This is a genomic window from Pseudaminobacter sp. Soil_N_29 (assembly GCF_057656055.1).
This window is the reverse complement of sequence record NZ_JBDGLC010000001.1, coordinates 215,566-229,692: the sequence shown is the minus strand read 5'-3', so window position 1 is coordinate 229,692 and position 14,127 is coordinate 215,566. Positions and strand designations below refer to the sequence as shown.

Genomic DNA, 14,127 nt, shown 5'->3' with positions numbered 1-14,127 from the left:
CCGGGTGGCCCAACCGATACAGGTTGCCGTTCAGGATTTCCACCGCCACATTGGCCGCGAAATCAAACGGTATCATGAAGGAATGTGCGGACGTTTTGCGCTGACTGCCAGTCCCATGGAGGTTGGCGAGGCATTTTCGCTGGCCGATCTCGAGCCATTTCCGCCGCGCTACAACATCGCGCCGACGCAGCCGATACTCATGGTGACGGCCGGCGAATTGCGCGAGCCGGGGTCCAACCTTCCCGACCGTCGCTCGCTTCTCGTGCGCTGGGGTCTGATTCCCACCTGGGTGAAGGACACGCGAGACTTTCCGCTGCTGTTCAACGCGCGCTCCGAAACCGCTGCTGAGAAGAATTCATTCCGCACGGCCATGCGCCACCGCCGGGCTCTGGTCCCGGCCTCGGGTTTCTACGAATGGCGTCAGATCGGCGGCAAGCGGGTGCAGGCCTATTGGGTTCGCCCGAAGCATGGCGGGGTGATTGCCTTCGCCGCCCTGCTGGAGACCTATGCCGAGCCGGGCGGTTCCGAGATGGATACCGGCGCGATCCTGACCACCAGCGCCAGCAGCGACATCGCCCATATCCACGACCGCATGCCGGTGGTGATCCACCAGCAGGATTTCTCGCGCTGGCTGGACTGCCGTTTCCAGGAGCCGCGCCACGTGGCCGACCTGCTGCGGCCAGCCGAGCCCGGCTTCTTCGAGCCCATCCCGGTCTCGGACCTTGTGAACAAGGTCGCCAATACCGGCCCCCAGATACAGGCGCGCGTTGAGCCGTCCGAGCAATCCGAACCGCCCAAGCCAGCGCGAAAGAAGCCAATTGCCGACCCGTCCAGCCAAATGACCCTTTTCTAGTTCCTTTATCAGGCAATCCTGTTCATGATCTCAGCCCTTGTTCCGGCAGCACTTTCCGGCTTCCTTCTCGGCGCCTCGCTCATCATCGCGATCGGCGCGCAGAATGCCTTCATCCTGCGCCAGGGCCTGCTCCGCCAGCACGTCTTCGTGCTATGCCTGATCTGCGCGCTGTCTGACGCGCTGCTGATCGCCGCCGGCGTTGCCGGCCTTGGTACGCTGATCTCGCAATCGCCGACGCTGATCAACATCGTCACCATCGGCGGGGCGGTTTTCCTGTTCTGGTATGCGGTCGTCGCCTTCCGGCGCGCCGCGAAGCCGGATGTGCTGCAGGCGGCCAAGACGGGCGAAGGCAGCCTGAAGGCTGCGGTGGCGGCCTGTCTGGCCTTCACCTTCCTCAACCCGCACGTCTATCTCGACACGGTGGTGCTTTTGGGCTCGCTATCGGCGCGATATGAAGGCCACGACCGCGTGGCCTACGGGCTCGGCGCGGCGCTGGCGTCGTTTGTGTGGTTCTTCGGGCTCGGCTATGGCGCGCGCCTGCTGCAGCCCATCTTCGCCCGCCAATCGGCGTGGCGCGTGCTCGACGTGCTGATCGGCCTGGTCATGGCCGCGATAGGTATCAGCCTGTCAACGCGGCTTGTTGCCGGCTGAGGCTCCCTTGCGCTTGGCGGCAAGCACAGCCGCCAAGATCGCGGCCGGACCGATGGCGCGATAGTGGCTTGTCAGCGCCGCATATTGAGCGCGGATACGTTCTGCTTCGCTCTTCATGGCTGACATCTTCCTGTTCCCCAACGTCTAGTGCCATTTAACCGCCACTGCATGCGCCTTCTTTGGGACGAAATCGTGACGTCCGGCGGGCGCCTGGCTGGCTTGGCAACTCCAGTAACTGTATGTTTAATAAACCCTTACGGATCCATTGGGCGGCCGGAAGGCGACATGTCTGCTGCGAAGTTGCGACTTGACGGCAATATCGCGGAAGGCGATAAAGCTGCCCATGAAAACGCCTTTCGCCATTGGCGGCATTTGCATTATTGGCTAGCGCACGCGCTGGTCCGGACGTTTTCGCCTTTTCTCTCGACAGGACAAACGCCCCGGCCAGCAGGCTGGAGCTTCATCGCGTCTGCCGGCTTGCGGCGGATTGCCGAACGGACTGGGATTTTGAATGTCGAACGGATTTAAGGGCTTGCGGCTCCACAACACGCTGACGCGCACGAAGGAAGACTTCGTGCCGATCGATCCCGACAATGTGCGCATGTATGTGTGCGGGCCGACGGTCTATGACTTCGCCCATATCGGCAATGCGCGGCCGGTCATCGTCTTCGACGTGCTCTACCGGCTGCTGCGCCAGCTCTATGGCGCCGATCACGTCACCTATGTCCGCAACATCACCGACGTGGACGACAAGATCAATGCGCGTGCCCTGCGCGACTTTCCGGATCTGCCGCTGAACGAGGCGATCGCCAACGTGACCAGGAAGACCGCCGACCAGTTCCACAAGGACGTCGCGGCCCTTGGTACCCTGCCGCCGACCTTCGAGCCCCGCGCCACCGAATTCGTGCAGCCGCGCGCCGACGGCAAGGCCGACATGATCACTCTCATTCAGAGCCTTATCGAGCGCGGCCATGCCTATGAAGCGGCGGGCGAAGTCCTGTTCGACACAGGCTCGATGCCGGACTACGGCCAGCTCTCCAAGCGCAATCTGGACGAGCAGCAGGCCGGCGTCCGTATCGCGGTAGATGCGCACAAGAAGAACCCCGGCGATTTCGTGCTGTGGAAGCTTTCCTCGCCCGAAGAGCCGGGCTGGGACAGCCCGTGGGGCAGGGGGCGCCCCGGCTGGCACATCGAGTGCTCGGCCATGAGTGCCGCCTATCTCGGCGAGGTGTTCGACATTCATGGCGGCGGGCTCGACCTCATCTTCCCGCACCACGAAAACGAGATCGCCCAGTCGCGCTGCGCCCACGGCACCGATGTCATGGCGAACTACTGGCTGCACAACGGCTTCCTGCAGGTCGAAGGCCGCAAGATGTCGAAGAGCGAGGGCAATTTCGTCACCATCAACGAGTTGCTGGAGACCGAAAAGTTCGGCGGCCGCAACTGGCCGGGCGATGTGCTACGTCTTGCCATGCTGATGACGCACTACCGCGAGCCGATCGATTTTTCCGTGCGCAAGCTCGAGGAAGCCGAAAACACCCTGCGCAAGTGGAAGCGCGCGGCCGACATGGCCCCGGATGGGGCAACGCCGGTTCCGGCAGGCATCGTCGAAGCGCTGTGCGACGATCTTGCGACCAGTTCGGCCTTTCAGTTCATGTCGCATCTAGCCGGACAGGCAGTCGGCGACGAGAATGAAGAAGCTGCGGCAGCGCTCAAATCGGCTATGCTGTTCCTCGGCTTCGAGCTTCAGGCAGCGGACGTCGATGAGGAGGCCATCGCCAAGTCAATCGCGGAGCGGCTCGCGTTCATTGCCTCAAAAGACTGGGCTTCGGCCGACCGCATCCGCGCCGAGCTTCTAGAGCAGGGCGTGCAACTCAAGGACGGCAAGGACCCCACGACCGGCGAACGTGTGACCACATGGGAGGTGAAGCGATGATCGACCACCTTGGCATTACCGTAAGCAATTTCGATGCCTCGAAGGCATTCTACGACAAGGCGATGGCGCCGCTTGGCGCGTCGCTGCTGATGATGGTGCCGGCCGAATATACCGGCGGGGTCATGGTTGGCGGCTATGGCCGCGACCGCCCAACCTTCTGGCTGCACGAGGGCGAAAAGCCTGGCCACCACCAGCATATCGCCTTCTCGGCGCGTTCGCGCGCTGAGGTGGACGCCTTCTACAAGGCCGCGATCGCCGCGGGGGGCAAGGACAATGGCGCTCCGGGCCTGCGTCCGCACTACCATCCGGATTACTACGGCGCCTTCGTCTTCGATCCTGACGGCAACAATGTCGAAGCCGTCTGCCATACGCCCGAATAGGGTTCTGGAGGAACGAGATGAGCCTCGACAACAAACCCATCTATTCCGGCGGCTGCCAGTGTGGCGCGGTGCGGTTCAGGGTCGAGGGGGCGTTGGGTGAAGCTTCCGTCTGCCATTGCCGCATGTGCCAGAAGGCAAGCGGAGGCTTCTACGCGCCACTTGTCTCGGCGCGTGGCGCAAACCTCGAATGGACGCGCGGCGAGCCGAGCCATTTCCAGTCGTCGAACCACGTCTCGCGCGGCTTTTGCAGCAAATGCGGCACGCCGCTCACCTATGAAGCGCCCGACGGCGTCGCCCTGATGATCGGCGCCTTCGACGACCCCTCCAGTCTCGCGCCGCAAATCCAGTGGGGCATCGAAGCCAAGCTGCCCTATGTCGACCAGGTGCCGCACCTGCCTGGGGTTGAGACGATGGCCGACGAGGCGGCGGCCGAATTCCTTTCGACGCTGGTTTCCTACCAGCATCCCGACTACGACACCGAGATCTGGCCACCGGAAAGAGGGCAAACGGAATGACCGAGAACCTGCGCACGCTCTATCCCGAACTCGAGCCGTTCGACAGCGGCATGCTCGATGTGGGCGACGGCCACAAGATCTACTGGGAGCGCTCGGGAACCAGGGGCGCCAAGCCGGCCGTGTTCCTGCATGGCGGCCCCGGGGGCGGCATTTCCCCAAAACACCGGCGCCTGTTCGATCCGAAGCTGTATGATGTCATCCTGTTCGACCAGCGCGGCTGCGGCCGCTCCACGCCTCATGCCGAGCTGGAGGCCAACACCACTTGGCACCTCGTGGCTGATATCGAACGCCTGCGCGAGATGGCCGGCTTCGAGAAGTGGCTGGTGTTTGGCGGCTCCTGGGGCTCGACGCTCGCGCTCGCCTATGCCGAGACCCATCCCGAGCGCGTCAGCGAACTGGTGTTGCGCGGCATCTTCACGCTACGCCGCAGCGAGGTCGACTGGTACTACCAGCATGGCGCCTCGCTGATGTTCCCGGAAAAGTGGGAGCGCTTCATAGCCCAGATTCCCGAGCAGGAGCGGGACAATTTCGTGCAAGCCTATCGCGCCCGCCTGACCAGCGACGACAAGGCAACCCGCATCGCCGCGGCCAAGGCATGGAGCGTGTGGGAGGGCGAGACCATCACCCTGCTTCCGGAGCCGGAGACCAGCGACAAGTTCGGCGAGGACGAATTCGCGCTCGCCTTCGCCCGCATCGAAAATCACTATTTCGTCCACGGCGGCTGGATGGACGACGGGCAGCTCCTGCGCGACGCCGGCAAGCTGAAGGGAATTCCGGGTGTGATCGTGCAGGGCCGCTACGACATGGCCTGCCCGCCGGCCACCGCATGGGAGCTGCACAAGGCGTGGCCGGAAGCTGAGTATTACCTCATCGAGGGCGCCGGCCACGCCTATTCCGAACCGGGCATCCTCGACCGGCTGATCCGGGCCACCGATACCTACGCGGGAAAGCGCTGACCCTGAATCATGACCGCCAGGCACTCAGGCGGAACGACGAAAGCATGGAATCCATGACCAAAGAACGCATCTACCTCTACGACACGACCCTGCGTGACGGCCAGCAGACGCCGGGCATCGACTTCAACGTCGAGGACAAGATTGCGATTGCCTCCATGCTCGATGCCTTTGGTCTCGATTATGTCGAAGGGGGCTATCCGGGCGCAAACCCCACGGACACCGCCTTCTTCACCGAAAAGCGCACTTCGCGTTCAAAATTCTCCGCCTTCGGCATGACGAAGCGCGCCGGCGTCTCGGCCTCCAACGATCCGGGTCTGGCGGCGCTGCTGCAGGCCAGGGCGGATGCGGTCTGCTTCGTCGCCAAGAGCTGGGACTACCATGTGCGCGTGGCGCTGGGCTGCACCAACGAGGAAAACCTCGCCTCGATCACGGCATCAGTAGAGGCTGCACGCGCGGCCGGCCGTGAGGCGATGGTCGATTGCGAACATTTCTTTGACGGCTTCAAGGCCAATCCGGAATATGCGCTGGCTTGTGCGCGCTCCGCGCTTGAGGCCGGCGCGCGCTGGGTGGTGCTGTGCGATACCAACGGCGGCACGCAGCCGTCGGAGGTTCGGGAAATCGTCGGCAAGGTCATTGCGGCTGGCATCCCCGGCGAGAACCTAGGCATCCATGCGCATGACGACACCGGGCAGGCGGTCGCCAATTCGCTCGCTGCCGTGGAGGCGGGCGTGCGCCAGATCCAGGGCACGCTGAACGGCATCGGCGAACGCTGCGGCAACGCCAATCTCGTCACGCTCATCCCGACGCTGGTGCTCAAGCCGGCCTTCGCCGAACGCTTTGAAACGGGCATTTCGCCGGAGAAGCTGGAGGACATCTCCCGGCTGTCGCGCAGCTTCGACGAATTGCTGAACCGTGCGCCGCAGCCGCAGGCGCCCTATGTCGGCGCATCCGCTTTCGCTACCAAGGCCGGCATCCATGCCTCGGCGCTCATCAAGGAGCCGCAGACCTATGAGCACGTGCCGCCTGAAACGGTCGGCAATCGCCGCAGGGTCATGGTGTCGGATCAGGGCGGCAAGGCGAACTTCATCGCCGAGCTGAAGCGGCGCGGGATCGATGTGCCGAAGGACGACCACCGCCTCGACGCGCTGATCTCGGCGGTCAAGGAACGCGAGGCGCAGGGCTACGCCTATGAGGGCGCCGATGCCAGCTTCGAGTTGCTTGCCCGCCGTTTCCTTCACACCGTGCCGGATTTCTTCCGGGTCACCAGCTTCCGCTGCATGGTCGAGCGCCGCTACGACGCGAACGGTGCACTGAAGACCGTTTCCGAGGCAATCGTGAAGGTGAGCATCGACGGCGAAGAGAAGATGTCGGTGGCCGAGGGCCACGGTCCGGTCAACGCGCTCGATATCGCCCTCCGCAAGGACCTCGGCAAATTCCAGAGCGAAATCAGCGATCTGGAGTTGGCAGACTATAAGGTGCGCATCCTCAACGGCGGCACCGAGGCCGTTACCCGGGTGCTGATCGAGTCGCTTGATTCCACCGGCGCGCGTTGGTCCACCGTGGGCGTGTCAGACAACATTATCGATGCCTCGTTCCAGGCTTTGATGGATTCGATCATTTACAAACTGATGAAAAACCGCGAAATGGCCGGGCTGGTCGCAGCCGAATAGCGCAGCCGGTTCAACTATCAGCTGAACACAAGCATCCATCAGAAGTTTGAAATGGTGCTCGCCACCCGGCGGGCGCATAGGTGTGGCATGACAATCGATACTCGGGCCTCCGACAACGCCGCCTCGCGCGGCTTTCTGTTTGCGCTTTCAGCCTACCTGCTCTGGGGCTTGCTGCCGCTGGTCATGAAGGCGGTGGCACATATACCGGCTGCCGAAGTGGTCGCTCATCGGGTGGTCTGGTCCGTGCCGATCGCCGGCGCCACGCTGCTGTTCCTCGGCCGCACGGCCGACGTGAAAGCCGCGCTACGTTCACCGCGCACCGTGCTGATGGCTGCGGTCACCGCCGCTTTCATCTCCTGCAATTGGGGGATCTATGTCTGGGCGATCGCGTCCGACCGGGCGGTGGAAACAGCGCTCGGCTACTACATCAATCCGCTGGTCAGCGTGGTCATGGGCGCGGTGCTTCTCGGCGAAAAGCTCAACCGCTTCCAGGTCGCAGCGATTGGCCTGGCCGCCGTGGCCGTGCTCGTGCTCGCCTTCGATGCCGGCGGCGTGCCGTGGGTGTCGCTCGCCCTGGCCATGACTTTTGCGATCTACGGCTTCCTGCGCAAGACGCTGCCGATCGGTCCGAGCCAGGGCTTCTTCCTCGAAGTGATGATCCTGTGCGTGCCGGCTCTTGCCTATATCGTGTGGCTGCAGATGCGCGGCGAAGGGCACTTCGTGGCCTCTGACCCCTATGATATCGCCCTGCTTGTCGTCTGCGGGCCGGTCACGGCAGTACCGCTGATGCTTTATGCATTCGGCGCCAAGCTGCTGCGTTATTCGACCATCGGCATCATGCAATACATCGCGCCGTCGATCATTTTCCTGATCGCGATATTCATCTTCGGCGAGCCGTTCAGCCAGATGCGCCTCGTTGCCTTTGCCATCATCTGGACAGCGCTGGCGATCTACACCTGGTCGATGTTCTTCCAACGCGTTGAGCAGCCTGCCCAATAGGCGCAGGCACTCGGCATTCCGCAGCAGCGACGATCAGAGCTTGTCGATGAGCGTCTGAACGCCGGTGGCGGGCGTGTCCACGGCAGCGCCTTCGGCAAGCACGGCGGCGACCACCGACTCGACCCGGTCGACCACTATCGGGTTGACCAGGTGGCTCGTGTGGACGAAGCCTTCGGCCTTCATATGCTCAAGAAGCGCCAGCATGGGGTCCCAGAAGCCGTCGACATTGGCGAACACGATCGGCTTGCGGTGGTGTCCAAGCTGGGCCCAGGTCATGATCTCGACGATCTCTTCGACCGTCCCGATGCCGCCGGGCAGCGCAATGAACGCATCAGACTTCTCGAACATCAAGTGCTTGCGCTCATGCATGTTCTCGGTGACGACCAGTTCGTCCAGACGGCCCAGCGCGGTTTCGGTTGCTTCCTTGCTGATCAGGAAACGCGGGATGATGCCCGTGACCTTGCCGCCGGCACGCATGGCGCTGTCGGAAACGGCACCCATGATGCCCTTGGTGCCTCCGCCGTACACCAGCCGCAATCCGGCTTCCGCCAGCGATCGGCCCAATGTGTGGCCAGCCTTCAGGTAGACGTCGCCACGACCGGGCGAGGAGCCGCAATAAACGCAGATGGATCGAATCGGGTTCATGAAATTGATTGGTGAATACCAAGCCGATCCCGGTCAAGACAAATTGCGGGGCTTTTTCTTGTCGGTATCGCGAAAACAGGGTAGACGGGCTTTAGATGGCTAAGGGGCTGGGGTTATGGCGAGCACGATCAACAGGGCGTTGGTGTTTCTAGCCGGAGGTGTGGCCGCCGCGGCGGTGACGGCCTATGTGTCCGGCGCGCTCGATCCCTATCTTGGCCGAAAGCCCGAAGCCGTGGTGACAACGCCCGAGGCAGCCGCGACAACTGCCGAGACGAAGGAAGGCAGGCTTCCGGCACAGCCGCAGGCGACGCCGGCCACCGGAGAGGCCGGGAACGCCGGCCAGACCGCCGCCGAAAGCCCCGCAGCTTCGGAAGCGCCTGCAAAGACGGCGGACGTAGCGGCCGAGGTTCTCGCCCCGTCCTTTGATATTGTGCGCGCCGAAGCGAATGGCTCGCTTGTCATCGCCGGCAAGGCCGCACCTTCGGCCAAGGTCGAGATCGTTCTCGGCGCGAAGGTGATCGGCAACACCACGGCAGGGGCCGAAGGCGACTTCGCGGTAGTCATCGAGGAGCCATTGAAGCCGGGCGCTCATCAGATCGTGCTGCGTTCGACCAATCCCGACAATGTGGTGTCGACCTCGCCCGAAACGGCCATCGTTTCCATCCCGGAGACGAAGGACGGTCAGGTGCTGGCGCTTGTCGAGCAGCCCGGCGCGCCCAGCAAGCTGATCTCGGTTCCAGAACCCGAGCCGGCGCCCAAGGTGGCCGAGCAGGAGGCGTCCGGTGCAGAGCCCGCTGCGGGTGCTTCATCGGAGACGACGCCGTCCGCCGGTGAGCTTGCGGCATCCACCGAGCAGCAATCTGCTCAGGACGTCGCAGCTGCACAGCCGGCGCCTTCATCGGTTGCCCAGGAGCCCGCGGCCTCAGGCCAGCCGAAGGTGAAGGTGGAGGCGGTCGAGATCGAAGGGCGCAAGGTCTTCGTTGCGGGCGTGGCCGATGCGGGCAGAAAGCTCCGCGCTTACGCCAACGATATCCTGCTGGGCGAGGTTGCCGCTTCCGCCGGGGGGCGTTTCCTGATCGAGACCGAGCGGGACCTGCCGGTGGGCGACTACATCATTCGCGTCGACGCGCTTGAAGCAGATGGCGTCAAGGTCGCGGCTCGCGCCGCTGTGCCGTTCGAGCGCGAGCCGGGCGACGCCGTCTCCGCGGTTGCCCCCGACGCAGACGCAAAGCCTGAGCAGGCTCCGGCGTCAGCCGCTGAGGCCGGCTCCGGTGAAGTCGCCGCCGCAAACCCGCAGGAACTGGCACCGAAGCTTCAGAATGTCGACGGCGCGGTCATCATCCGGCGCGGCGACAGTCTCTGGCGCATTTCGCGCCGGGTTTACGGCTTGGGTGTGCGCTATTCCACCATCTATCTGGCCAATCAGGATCAAATCCGCGATCCCGACCGCATCTGGCCGGGCCAGGTTTTCAGGGTGCCTGAGAAGACGCACCAGGGCGAGGCGGCCGATATGAAGGCGGTCGGCGAGCAGGCCACCACGCTGCCACAATAATACGGGAAGAACGGCGGCAGGCGAAAAAGAGGGCGAAATGTCCTATTTTTGCGGCGTCCTCGATTTAAGCAGTTGAGAAATGGGGCATCATCGTATATCGCCGATATACGATGATGGTTCAGGTTGATTTCGCTTCCGGCAATTGCGCCAACGCTGCCACCAAGCAGGCGGCGATGCGGTTTGCTGCCCTGTCGCACCCGGCGCGGATCGAGATATTGCGCTATCTTGCCGGCAGCCAGTCCTGCTGCTGCAAGGATGTCGTGGAGCAACTCGATCTGGCGCAATCCACGGTCTCGCAGCACCTGAAGGTTTTGGTCGAGGCAGGGCTGGTGCGCTTTTCGTCGGAAAGGCAGCGTTCGCTCTACGAGATTGATCGCGAGGCGCTGACCGCATTTTCCAATCAGGTCGCAGACCTCATACAAGCCTGTTGCTCGGGCAAAGAAAAACAAGATTCAAAGGCATAGCTTAGTGGCCGACAAGACAGTCTCCGCCGATTCCGGTTCAACGCTGAAGACACTGCTCAATCTCTGGCCTTATATGTGGCCGGCCGACCGGGCCGACCTGAAGGCGAGGGTGGTCTGGGCAACGGTCTTCCTGGTGGTGGCGAAGCTCGTACTCGTTGCCGTGCCCTATTTCTTCAAGTGGGCGACGAATGTGCTGGCCGGCGACCATGCTCCGCTGCCGCCGCTGCCCGATTTCTTGCTGGCGCCGGTCATGCTCGTGCTGGCCTACAATCTCGTGCGGGTGGTCCAGCTTGGCTTCAACCAGTTGCGCGATGCGCTGTTCGCGCGCGTTGGCCAATATGCGGTGCGCCAGCTTGCCTACAAGACATTCGTGCATCTGCACGACCTGTCCCTCCGCTTTCATCTGGAGCGGCGCACCGGCGGTTTGTCGCGCATCATCGAGCGCGGAACCAAGGGCATCGAGACCATCGTTCGCTTCACCATCCTCAACAGCGTGCCGACGCTGATTGAATTCGCGTTGACGGCGGCGATCTTCGCGATTGCCTATGGATGGCTCTATGTGGTGGTCGTGGCCGTAACGGTCGCGATCTACACCTGGTTCACCGTCTGGGCGAGCGACTGGCGCATCGGCATCCGGCGCGAAATGAACGCGTCCGACACCGACGCCAACACGAAGGCGATCGACTCGCTCCTGAACTTCGAAACGGTGAAGTACTTCAACAACGAGCGGATGGAGGCGGAGCGCTTCGATCGCTCGATGGCGCGCTACGAGACCGCGGCCACGCGCATCTGGACCTCGCTGGGCTGGCTGAACTTCGGCCAGGGCGTGATCTTCGGCGCCGGAATGGCGGTCGCCATGTGGATGTCGGCGCGCGAAGTTATGGCCGGCACCCAGAACATCGGCGATTTCGTCTTCATCAATGCCATGCTGATGCAGCTTGCGGTGCCGCTCAACTTCATCGGCTTCATCTACCGCGAGATACGCCAGGGCCTGACCGACATCGAGCACATGTTCGATCTTCTCGACGTCGAGCAGGAGGTGGTCGACCGGCCCGACGCGCGGCCCCTGGCCGTCCGCGATGGCAAGGTCGAATTCCGCGACGTGCACTTCGCCTATGATCCCAACCGGCCGATCCTCAAGGGCGTCAGCTTCGAAGTGCCGGCCGGCCGCACGGTTGCCATCGTTGGTCCGTCAGGAGCCGGCAAGTCGACCATCTCGCGCCTGCTGTTCCGCTTCTACGATATCCAGAGCGGGTCGATCCTGATCGACGGCCAGGACATTCGCGACGTAACGCAGGAAACTCTGCGCGGAGTCATCGGCATGGTTCCGCAGGACACGGTGCTGTTCAACGACACCATCGCCTACAACATCCGCTACGGTCGCCCCGGCGCCACCGATGAGGAGGTGAAACGCGCGGCCGACCTGGCGCAGATCGGCGGCTTCATCGAGCATCTGCCAGGCGGCTACAAGGCGATGGTAGGCGAGCGCGGGCTCAAGCTTTCGGGTGGCGAGAAGCAGCGCGTGGCAATAGCGCGCACCATTCTGAAGGCTCCGCCCATTCTCATGCTCGACGAGGCCACCTCGGCGCTCGACACCCATACCGAGCAGGAGATCCAGGCCGCCCTCGATCTGGTGAGCCGCGGCCGCACGACCATCGTCATCGCGCACCGGCTTTCCACCGTGATCTCGGCCGACGAGATCATCGTGCTCAAGGATGGCCAGATCGCCGAGCGCGGCACCCATGCCACCCTGTTGCGCAAGGATGGGCTCTATGCTTCCATGTGGGCACGCCAGCGCGAAGCGACGGAGGCGGAGGAGCGGCTGCGGATTGCTCGCGAAACCGACGAACTGGGGGTTGTCGTCAGGCGCAAACCCGAGGAAGTCTGAGCCCCATTGCCGGTTTTCGCAATGTTGCGTTGCGGCCGGCGGAGCTTTCCGGTAAGCAGGCCGGCATTTCCAATGGGATACTCCACCTTCCTATGAGTCTCGTCGACACCGTCAAGAACGTATTTGTGCCCGTGCATCGGGAAGGCTACCCCTTCATCGGTGCGTTCGCGGCGGCGACGCTGATCCTGGGCTTCTTCTCGATCAACCTGTTCTGGATCGGTCTGATCCTGACAGCGTGGTGCGCCTATTTCTTCCGCGATCCCCAGCGGGTCACCCCGGTCGACGACCGGCTGGTCATCAGCCCGGCAGATGGCGTGGTGTCGGCGGTCGGCCCCGCGGTTCCGCCTCGCGAGCTGGGGCTGGGCGCGGCCGAAATGACCCGCATCTCGGTGTTCATGAACGTGTTTTCCTGCCACGTGAATCGCTCTCCGGTGCGCGGGCGGATTACGCGTATCGAGCACCGCCCCGGAAAATTCCTCAACGCCGAGCTCGACAAGGCCAGCAACGAGAACGAGCGAAATGGGCTCGTTGTCGACAGCCCCAACGGCACGATTGCGGTCGTGCAGATCGCCGGGCTGGTTGCGCGCCGCATCGTCTGCTGGGCGGATACCGAGTCCAATATCGGCGTTGGCGAGCGCTTTGGCCTGATTCGCTTCGGATCGCGCGTCGACGTGTTCCTGCCGCTAAACAGCACTCCGCGCGTGGCTGTGGGGCAGACTGCGGTTGCCGGCGAGACTGTGCTGGCCGAGTTCGGCGGCACTGCCGCCACCCCTCTGGTGCGGATCTCCTAACCCGTGCCTACGCCCTTCCAACCCTTCGAACCGCACGGCCGCGGCGGCCCTCGCATCCGCGAAATCCCGCTGCGCATGATCCTGCCCAACCTCATTACGGTGCTGGCAATCTGTGCCGGCCTTTCGGGCGTGCGCCTGGCCTTCGAGATGCGGTTCGAGACGGCTGTGGTGATGGTGCTGATCGCGGCTTTCCTCGACGGCATCGACGGCCGCGTCGCCCGCATCCTGAAGGCGACGTCGAAGTTCGGCGCCCAGATGGATTCGCTCGCCGATATCGTGAATTTTGGCGTCGCGCCCGCGCTCGTGCTCTACGCCTTCCTGCTCGACCGTGCCGGCTCGCCGGGATGGATCGCCGCCCTGCTGTTTGCGATCGCCTGCGGCCTGAGGCTGGCGCGCTTCAACGTGCTGGACGAGGACCAGGAGCGCGCGGCCTGGCAGGCAGAGTATTTCGTCGGTGTGCCCGCGCCTGCCGGGGCGGTGGTGGTGATGCTGCCGATCTATCTGGTTTTCCTGGGCGCTGTGGTGCCCGACCGTGTGGTTGGTTTCGTATGCTGCGGCTTCACCGTGCTGGTCGCATTCCTGCTCGTCAGCCGGCTGCCGGTCTATTCCGGCAAGACGGTCAAGGTTCCGGGCGACAGGGTCCTGCCGGTGATACTCGGGGTGGCGCTGTTCGTGCTGCTGCTGATCACCTATCCCTGGCAGACGCTGTCGGTTTCCGTGATCGCCTATCTGGTCTTCCTGCCGCTCAGCGCGCGCGCCTATTCCCGCCGCGCGAAGCTTGAGGCCGCGAAAGCCGCCAGCACCGACCAGCCAGCGGCCCACTGAAG

Annotated in this window: 16 protein-coding genes; 14 read left to right on the top strand and 2 right to left on the bottom strand. The window is 63.5% G+C overall.

Annotation, left to right across the window (positions count from 1 at the left end; translation table 11 throughout):
• The first annotated feature begins 82 nt into the window (after positions 1 to 82).
• Positions 83 to 853: an SOS response-associated peptidase gene (locus AC3A4H_RS01070; RefSeq protein WP_487765037.1), complete on the top strand. Its 771-nt coding sequence runs from the start codon at positions 83 to 85 to the stop codon at positions 851 to 853.
• A 24-nt stretch (positions 854 to 877) separates the two neighbouring features.
• Positions 878 to 1,504: a LysE/ArgO family amino acid transporter gene (locus AC3A4H_RS01065; protein ID WP_487765036.1), complete on the top strand. Its 627-nt coding sequence runs from the start codon at positions 878 to 880 to the stop codon at positions 1,502 to 1,504.
• On the opposite strand, the gene AC3A4H_RS01060 is transcribed toward AC3A4H_RS01065, so the two are convergent.
• On the bottom strand, positions 1,481 to 1,621 hold the full coding sequence (locus AC3A4H_RS01060; RefSeq protein WP_348778364.1) for a transcriptional regulator: 141 nt from the start codon (positions 1,619 to 1,621) through the stop codon (positions 1,481 to 1,483). The genes AC3A4H_RS01065 and AC3A4H_RS01060 overlap by 24 nt on opposite strands.
• A 168-nt stretch (positions 1,622 to 1,789) precedes the next feature.
• Between AC3A4H_RS01060 and AC3A4H_RS01055 the strand changes: the two genes are divergently transcribed.
• From AC3A4H_RS01055 to rarD, 7 genes are all read left to right on the top strand, one after another.
• Positions 1,790 to 2,032: a hypothetical protein gene (locus tag AC3A4H_RS01055; RefSeq protein WP_487765035.1), complete on the top strand. Its 243-nt coding sequence runs from the start codon at positions 1,790 to 1,792 to the stop codon at positions 2,030 to 2,032.
• Positions 2,016 to 3,440, top strand: coding sequence for a cysteine--tRNA ligase (gene cysS / locus AC3A4H_RS01050; RefSeq protein WP_487765034.1), 1,425 nt, complete (start codon positions 2,016 to 2,018; stop codon positions 3,438 to 3,440). The genes AC3A4H_RS01055 and cysS overlap by 17 nt, the downstream gene beginning before the upstream one ends.
• On the top strand, positions 3,437 to 3,820 hold the full coding sequence (locus AC3A4H_RS01045; RefSeq protein WP_487765033.1) for a VOC family protein: 384 nt from the start codon (positions 3,437 to 3,439) through the stop codon (positions 3,818 to 3,820). Before cysS ends, AC3A4H_RS01045 begins: the two co-directional genes overlap by 4 nt.
• Before the next feature lie 17 nt (positions 3,821 to 3,837).
• Positions 3,838 to 4,335, top strand: a complete 498-nt coding sequence (locus tag AC3A4H_RS01040) for a GFA family protein (protein WP_487765032.1) — start codon at positions 3,838 to 3,840, stop codon at positions 4,333 to 4,335.
• Positions 4,332 to 5,291, top strand: a complete 960-nt coding sequence (pip, locus tag AC3A4H_RS01035) for a prolyl aminopeptidase (protein WP_487765031.1) — start codon at positions 4,332 to 4,334, stop codon at positions 5,289 to 5,291. The genes AC3A4H_RS01040 and pip overlap by 4 nt, the downstream gene beginning before the upstream one ends.
• A 53-nt stretch (positions 5,292 to 5,344) precedes the next feature.
• Positions 5,345 to 6,961: a citramalate synthase gene (gene cimA / locus AC3A4H_RS01030; protein WP_487765030.1), complete on the top strand. Its 1,617-nt coding sequence runs from the start codon at positions 5,345 to 5,347 to the stop codon at positions 6,959 to 6,961.
• Positions 6,962 to 7,048: 87 nt separating this feature from the next.
• Positions 7,049 to 7,960 carry an EamA family transporter RarD gene (gene rarD / locus AC3A4H_RS01025; protein ID WP_487765029.1) on the top strand — a complete coding sequence of 304 codons (912 nt, stop codon included), beginning with the start codon at positions 7,049 to 7,051 and terminating at the stop codon, positions 7,958 to 7,960.
• Positions 7,961 to 7,993: 33 nt separating this feature from the next.
• Here the strand turns inward: rarD and AC3A4H_RS01020 are convergent, their stop codons facing one another.
• Positions 7,994 to 8,605 (bottom strand): LOG family protein, encoded by a 612-nt coding sequence (locus AC3A4H_RS01020; protein WP_348778372.1) that lies wholly within the window; start codon positions 8,603 to 8,605, stop codon positions 7,994 to 7,996.
• A gap of 115 nt (positions 8,606 to 8,720) precedes the next feature.
• On the opposite strand from AC3A4H_RS01020, the gene AC3A4H_RS01015 reads away from it, so the two are divergent.
• The 5 genes from AC3A4H_RS01015 to AC3A4H_RS00995 all read left to right on the top strand — a co-directional run bounded on the left by AC3A4H_RS01015 (position 8,721) and on the right by AC3A4H_RS00995 (position 14,125).
• Positions 8,721 to 10,157: a LysM peptidoglycan-binding domain-containing protein gene (locus AC3A4H_RS01015; RefSeq protein ID WP_487765028.1), complete on the top strand. Its 1,437-nt coding sequence runs from the start codon at positions 8,721 to 8,723 to the stop codon at positions 10,155 to 10,157.
• A 110-nt stretch (positions 10,158 to 10,267) separates the two neighbouring features.
• A complete protein-coding gene (locus AC3A4H_RS01010) occupies positions 10,268 to 10,621 on the top strand; it encodes an ArsR/SmtB family transcription factor (protein WP_487765027.1) in 354 nt (117 codons plus the stop codon).
• Positions 10,622 to 10,625: 4 nt separating this feature from the next.
• Positions 10,626 to 12,509 (top strand): ABCB family ABC transporter ATP-binding protein/permease, encoded by a 1,884-nt coding sequence (locus AC3A4H_RS01005; protein ID WP_487765026.1) that lies wholly within the window; start codon positions 10,626 to 10,628, stop codon positions 12,507 to 12,509.
• 92 nt (positions 12,510 to 12,601) lie between these two features.
• Positions 12,602 to 13,300 (top strand): phosphatidylserine decarboxylase, encoded by a 699-nt coding sequence (locus AC3A4H_RS01000; RefSeq protein WP_348778375.1) that lies wholly within the window; start codon positions 12,602 to 12,604, stop codon positions 13,298 to 13,300.
• Positions 13,301 to 13,303: 3 nt separating this feature from the next.
• Positions 13,304 to 14,125, top strand: coding sequence for a CDP-alcohol phosphatidyltransferase family protein (locus tag AC3A4H_RS00995; protein ID WP_487765025.1), 822 nt, complete (start codon positions 13,304 to 13,306; stop codon positions 14,123 to 14,125).
• The last annotated feature ends 2 nt before the right edge of the window (positions 14,126 to 14,127 follow it).

What these genes read in the sequence shown, in the direction of transcription:
- AC3A4H_RS01060 (WP_348778364.1), bottom strand. Translation starts at nt 1,621, where the DNA reads ATGAAGAGCGAAGCAGAACGTATCCGCGCTCAATATGCGGCGCTGACA.
- AC3A4H_RS01065 (WP_487765036.1), top strand. Translation starts at nt 878, where the DNA reads ATGATCTCAGCCCTTGTTCCGGCAGCACTTTCCGGCTTCCTTCTCGGC.
- rarD (WP_487765029.1), top strand. Translation starts at nt 7,049, where the DNA reads ATGACAATCGATACTCGGGCCTCCGACAACGCCGCCTCGCGCGGCTTT.
- AC3A4H_RS01055 (WP_487765035.1), top strand. Translation starts at nt 1,790, where the DNA reads ATGTCTGCTGCGAAGTTGCGACTTGACGGCAATATCGCGGAAGGCGAT.
- AC3A4H_RS01045 (WP_487765033.1), top strand. Translation starts at nt 3,437, where the DNA reads ATGATCGACCACCTTGGCATTACCGTAAGCAATTTCGATGCCTCGAAG.
- AC3A4H_RS01000 (WP_348778375.1), top strand. Translation starts at nt 12,602, where the DNA reads ATGAGTCTCGTCGACACCGTCAAGAACGTATTTGTGCCCGTGCATCGG.
- AC3A4H_RS01040 (WP_487765032.1), top strand. Translation starts at nt 3,838, where the DNA reads ATGAGCCTCGACAACAAACCCATCTATTCCGGCGGCTGCCAGTGTGGC.
- pip (WP_487765031.1), top strand. Translation starts at nt 4,332, where the DNA reads ATGACCGAGAACCTGCGCACGCTCTATCCCGAACTCGAGCCGTTCGAC.
- AC3A4H_RS01010 (WP_487765027.1), top strand. Translation starts at nt 10,268, where the DNA reads ATGATGGTTCAGGTTGATTTCGCTTCCGGCAATTGCGCCAACGCTGCC.
- AC3A4H_RS01015 (WP_487765028.1), top strand. Translation starts at nt 8,721, where the DNA reads ATGGCGAGCACGATCAACAGGGCGTTGGTGTTTCTAGCCGGAGGTGTG.
- AC3A4H_RS01070 (WP_487765037.1), top strand. Translation starts at nt 83, where the DNA reads ATGTGCGGACGTTTTGCGCTGACTGCCAGTCCCATGGAGGTTGGCGAG.
- AC3A4H_RS01020 (WP_348778372.1), bottom strand. Translation starts at nt 8,605, where the DNA reads ATGAACCCGATTCGATCCATCTGCGTTTATTGCGGCTCCTCGCCCGGT.
- cysS (WP_487765034.1), top strand. Translation starts at nt 2,016, where the DNA reads ATGTCGAACGGATTTAAGGGCTTGCGGCTCCACAACACGCTGACGCGC.
- cimA (WP_487765030.1), top strand. Translation starts at nt 5,345, where the DNA reads ATGACCAAAGAACGCATCTACCTCTACGACACGACCCTGCGTGACGGC.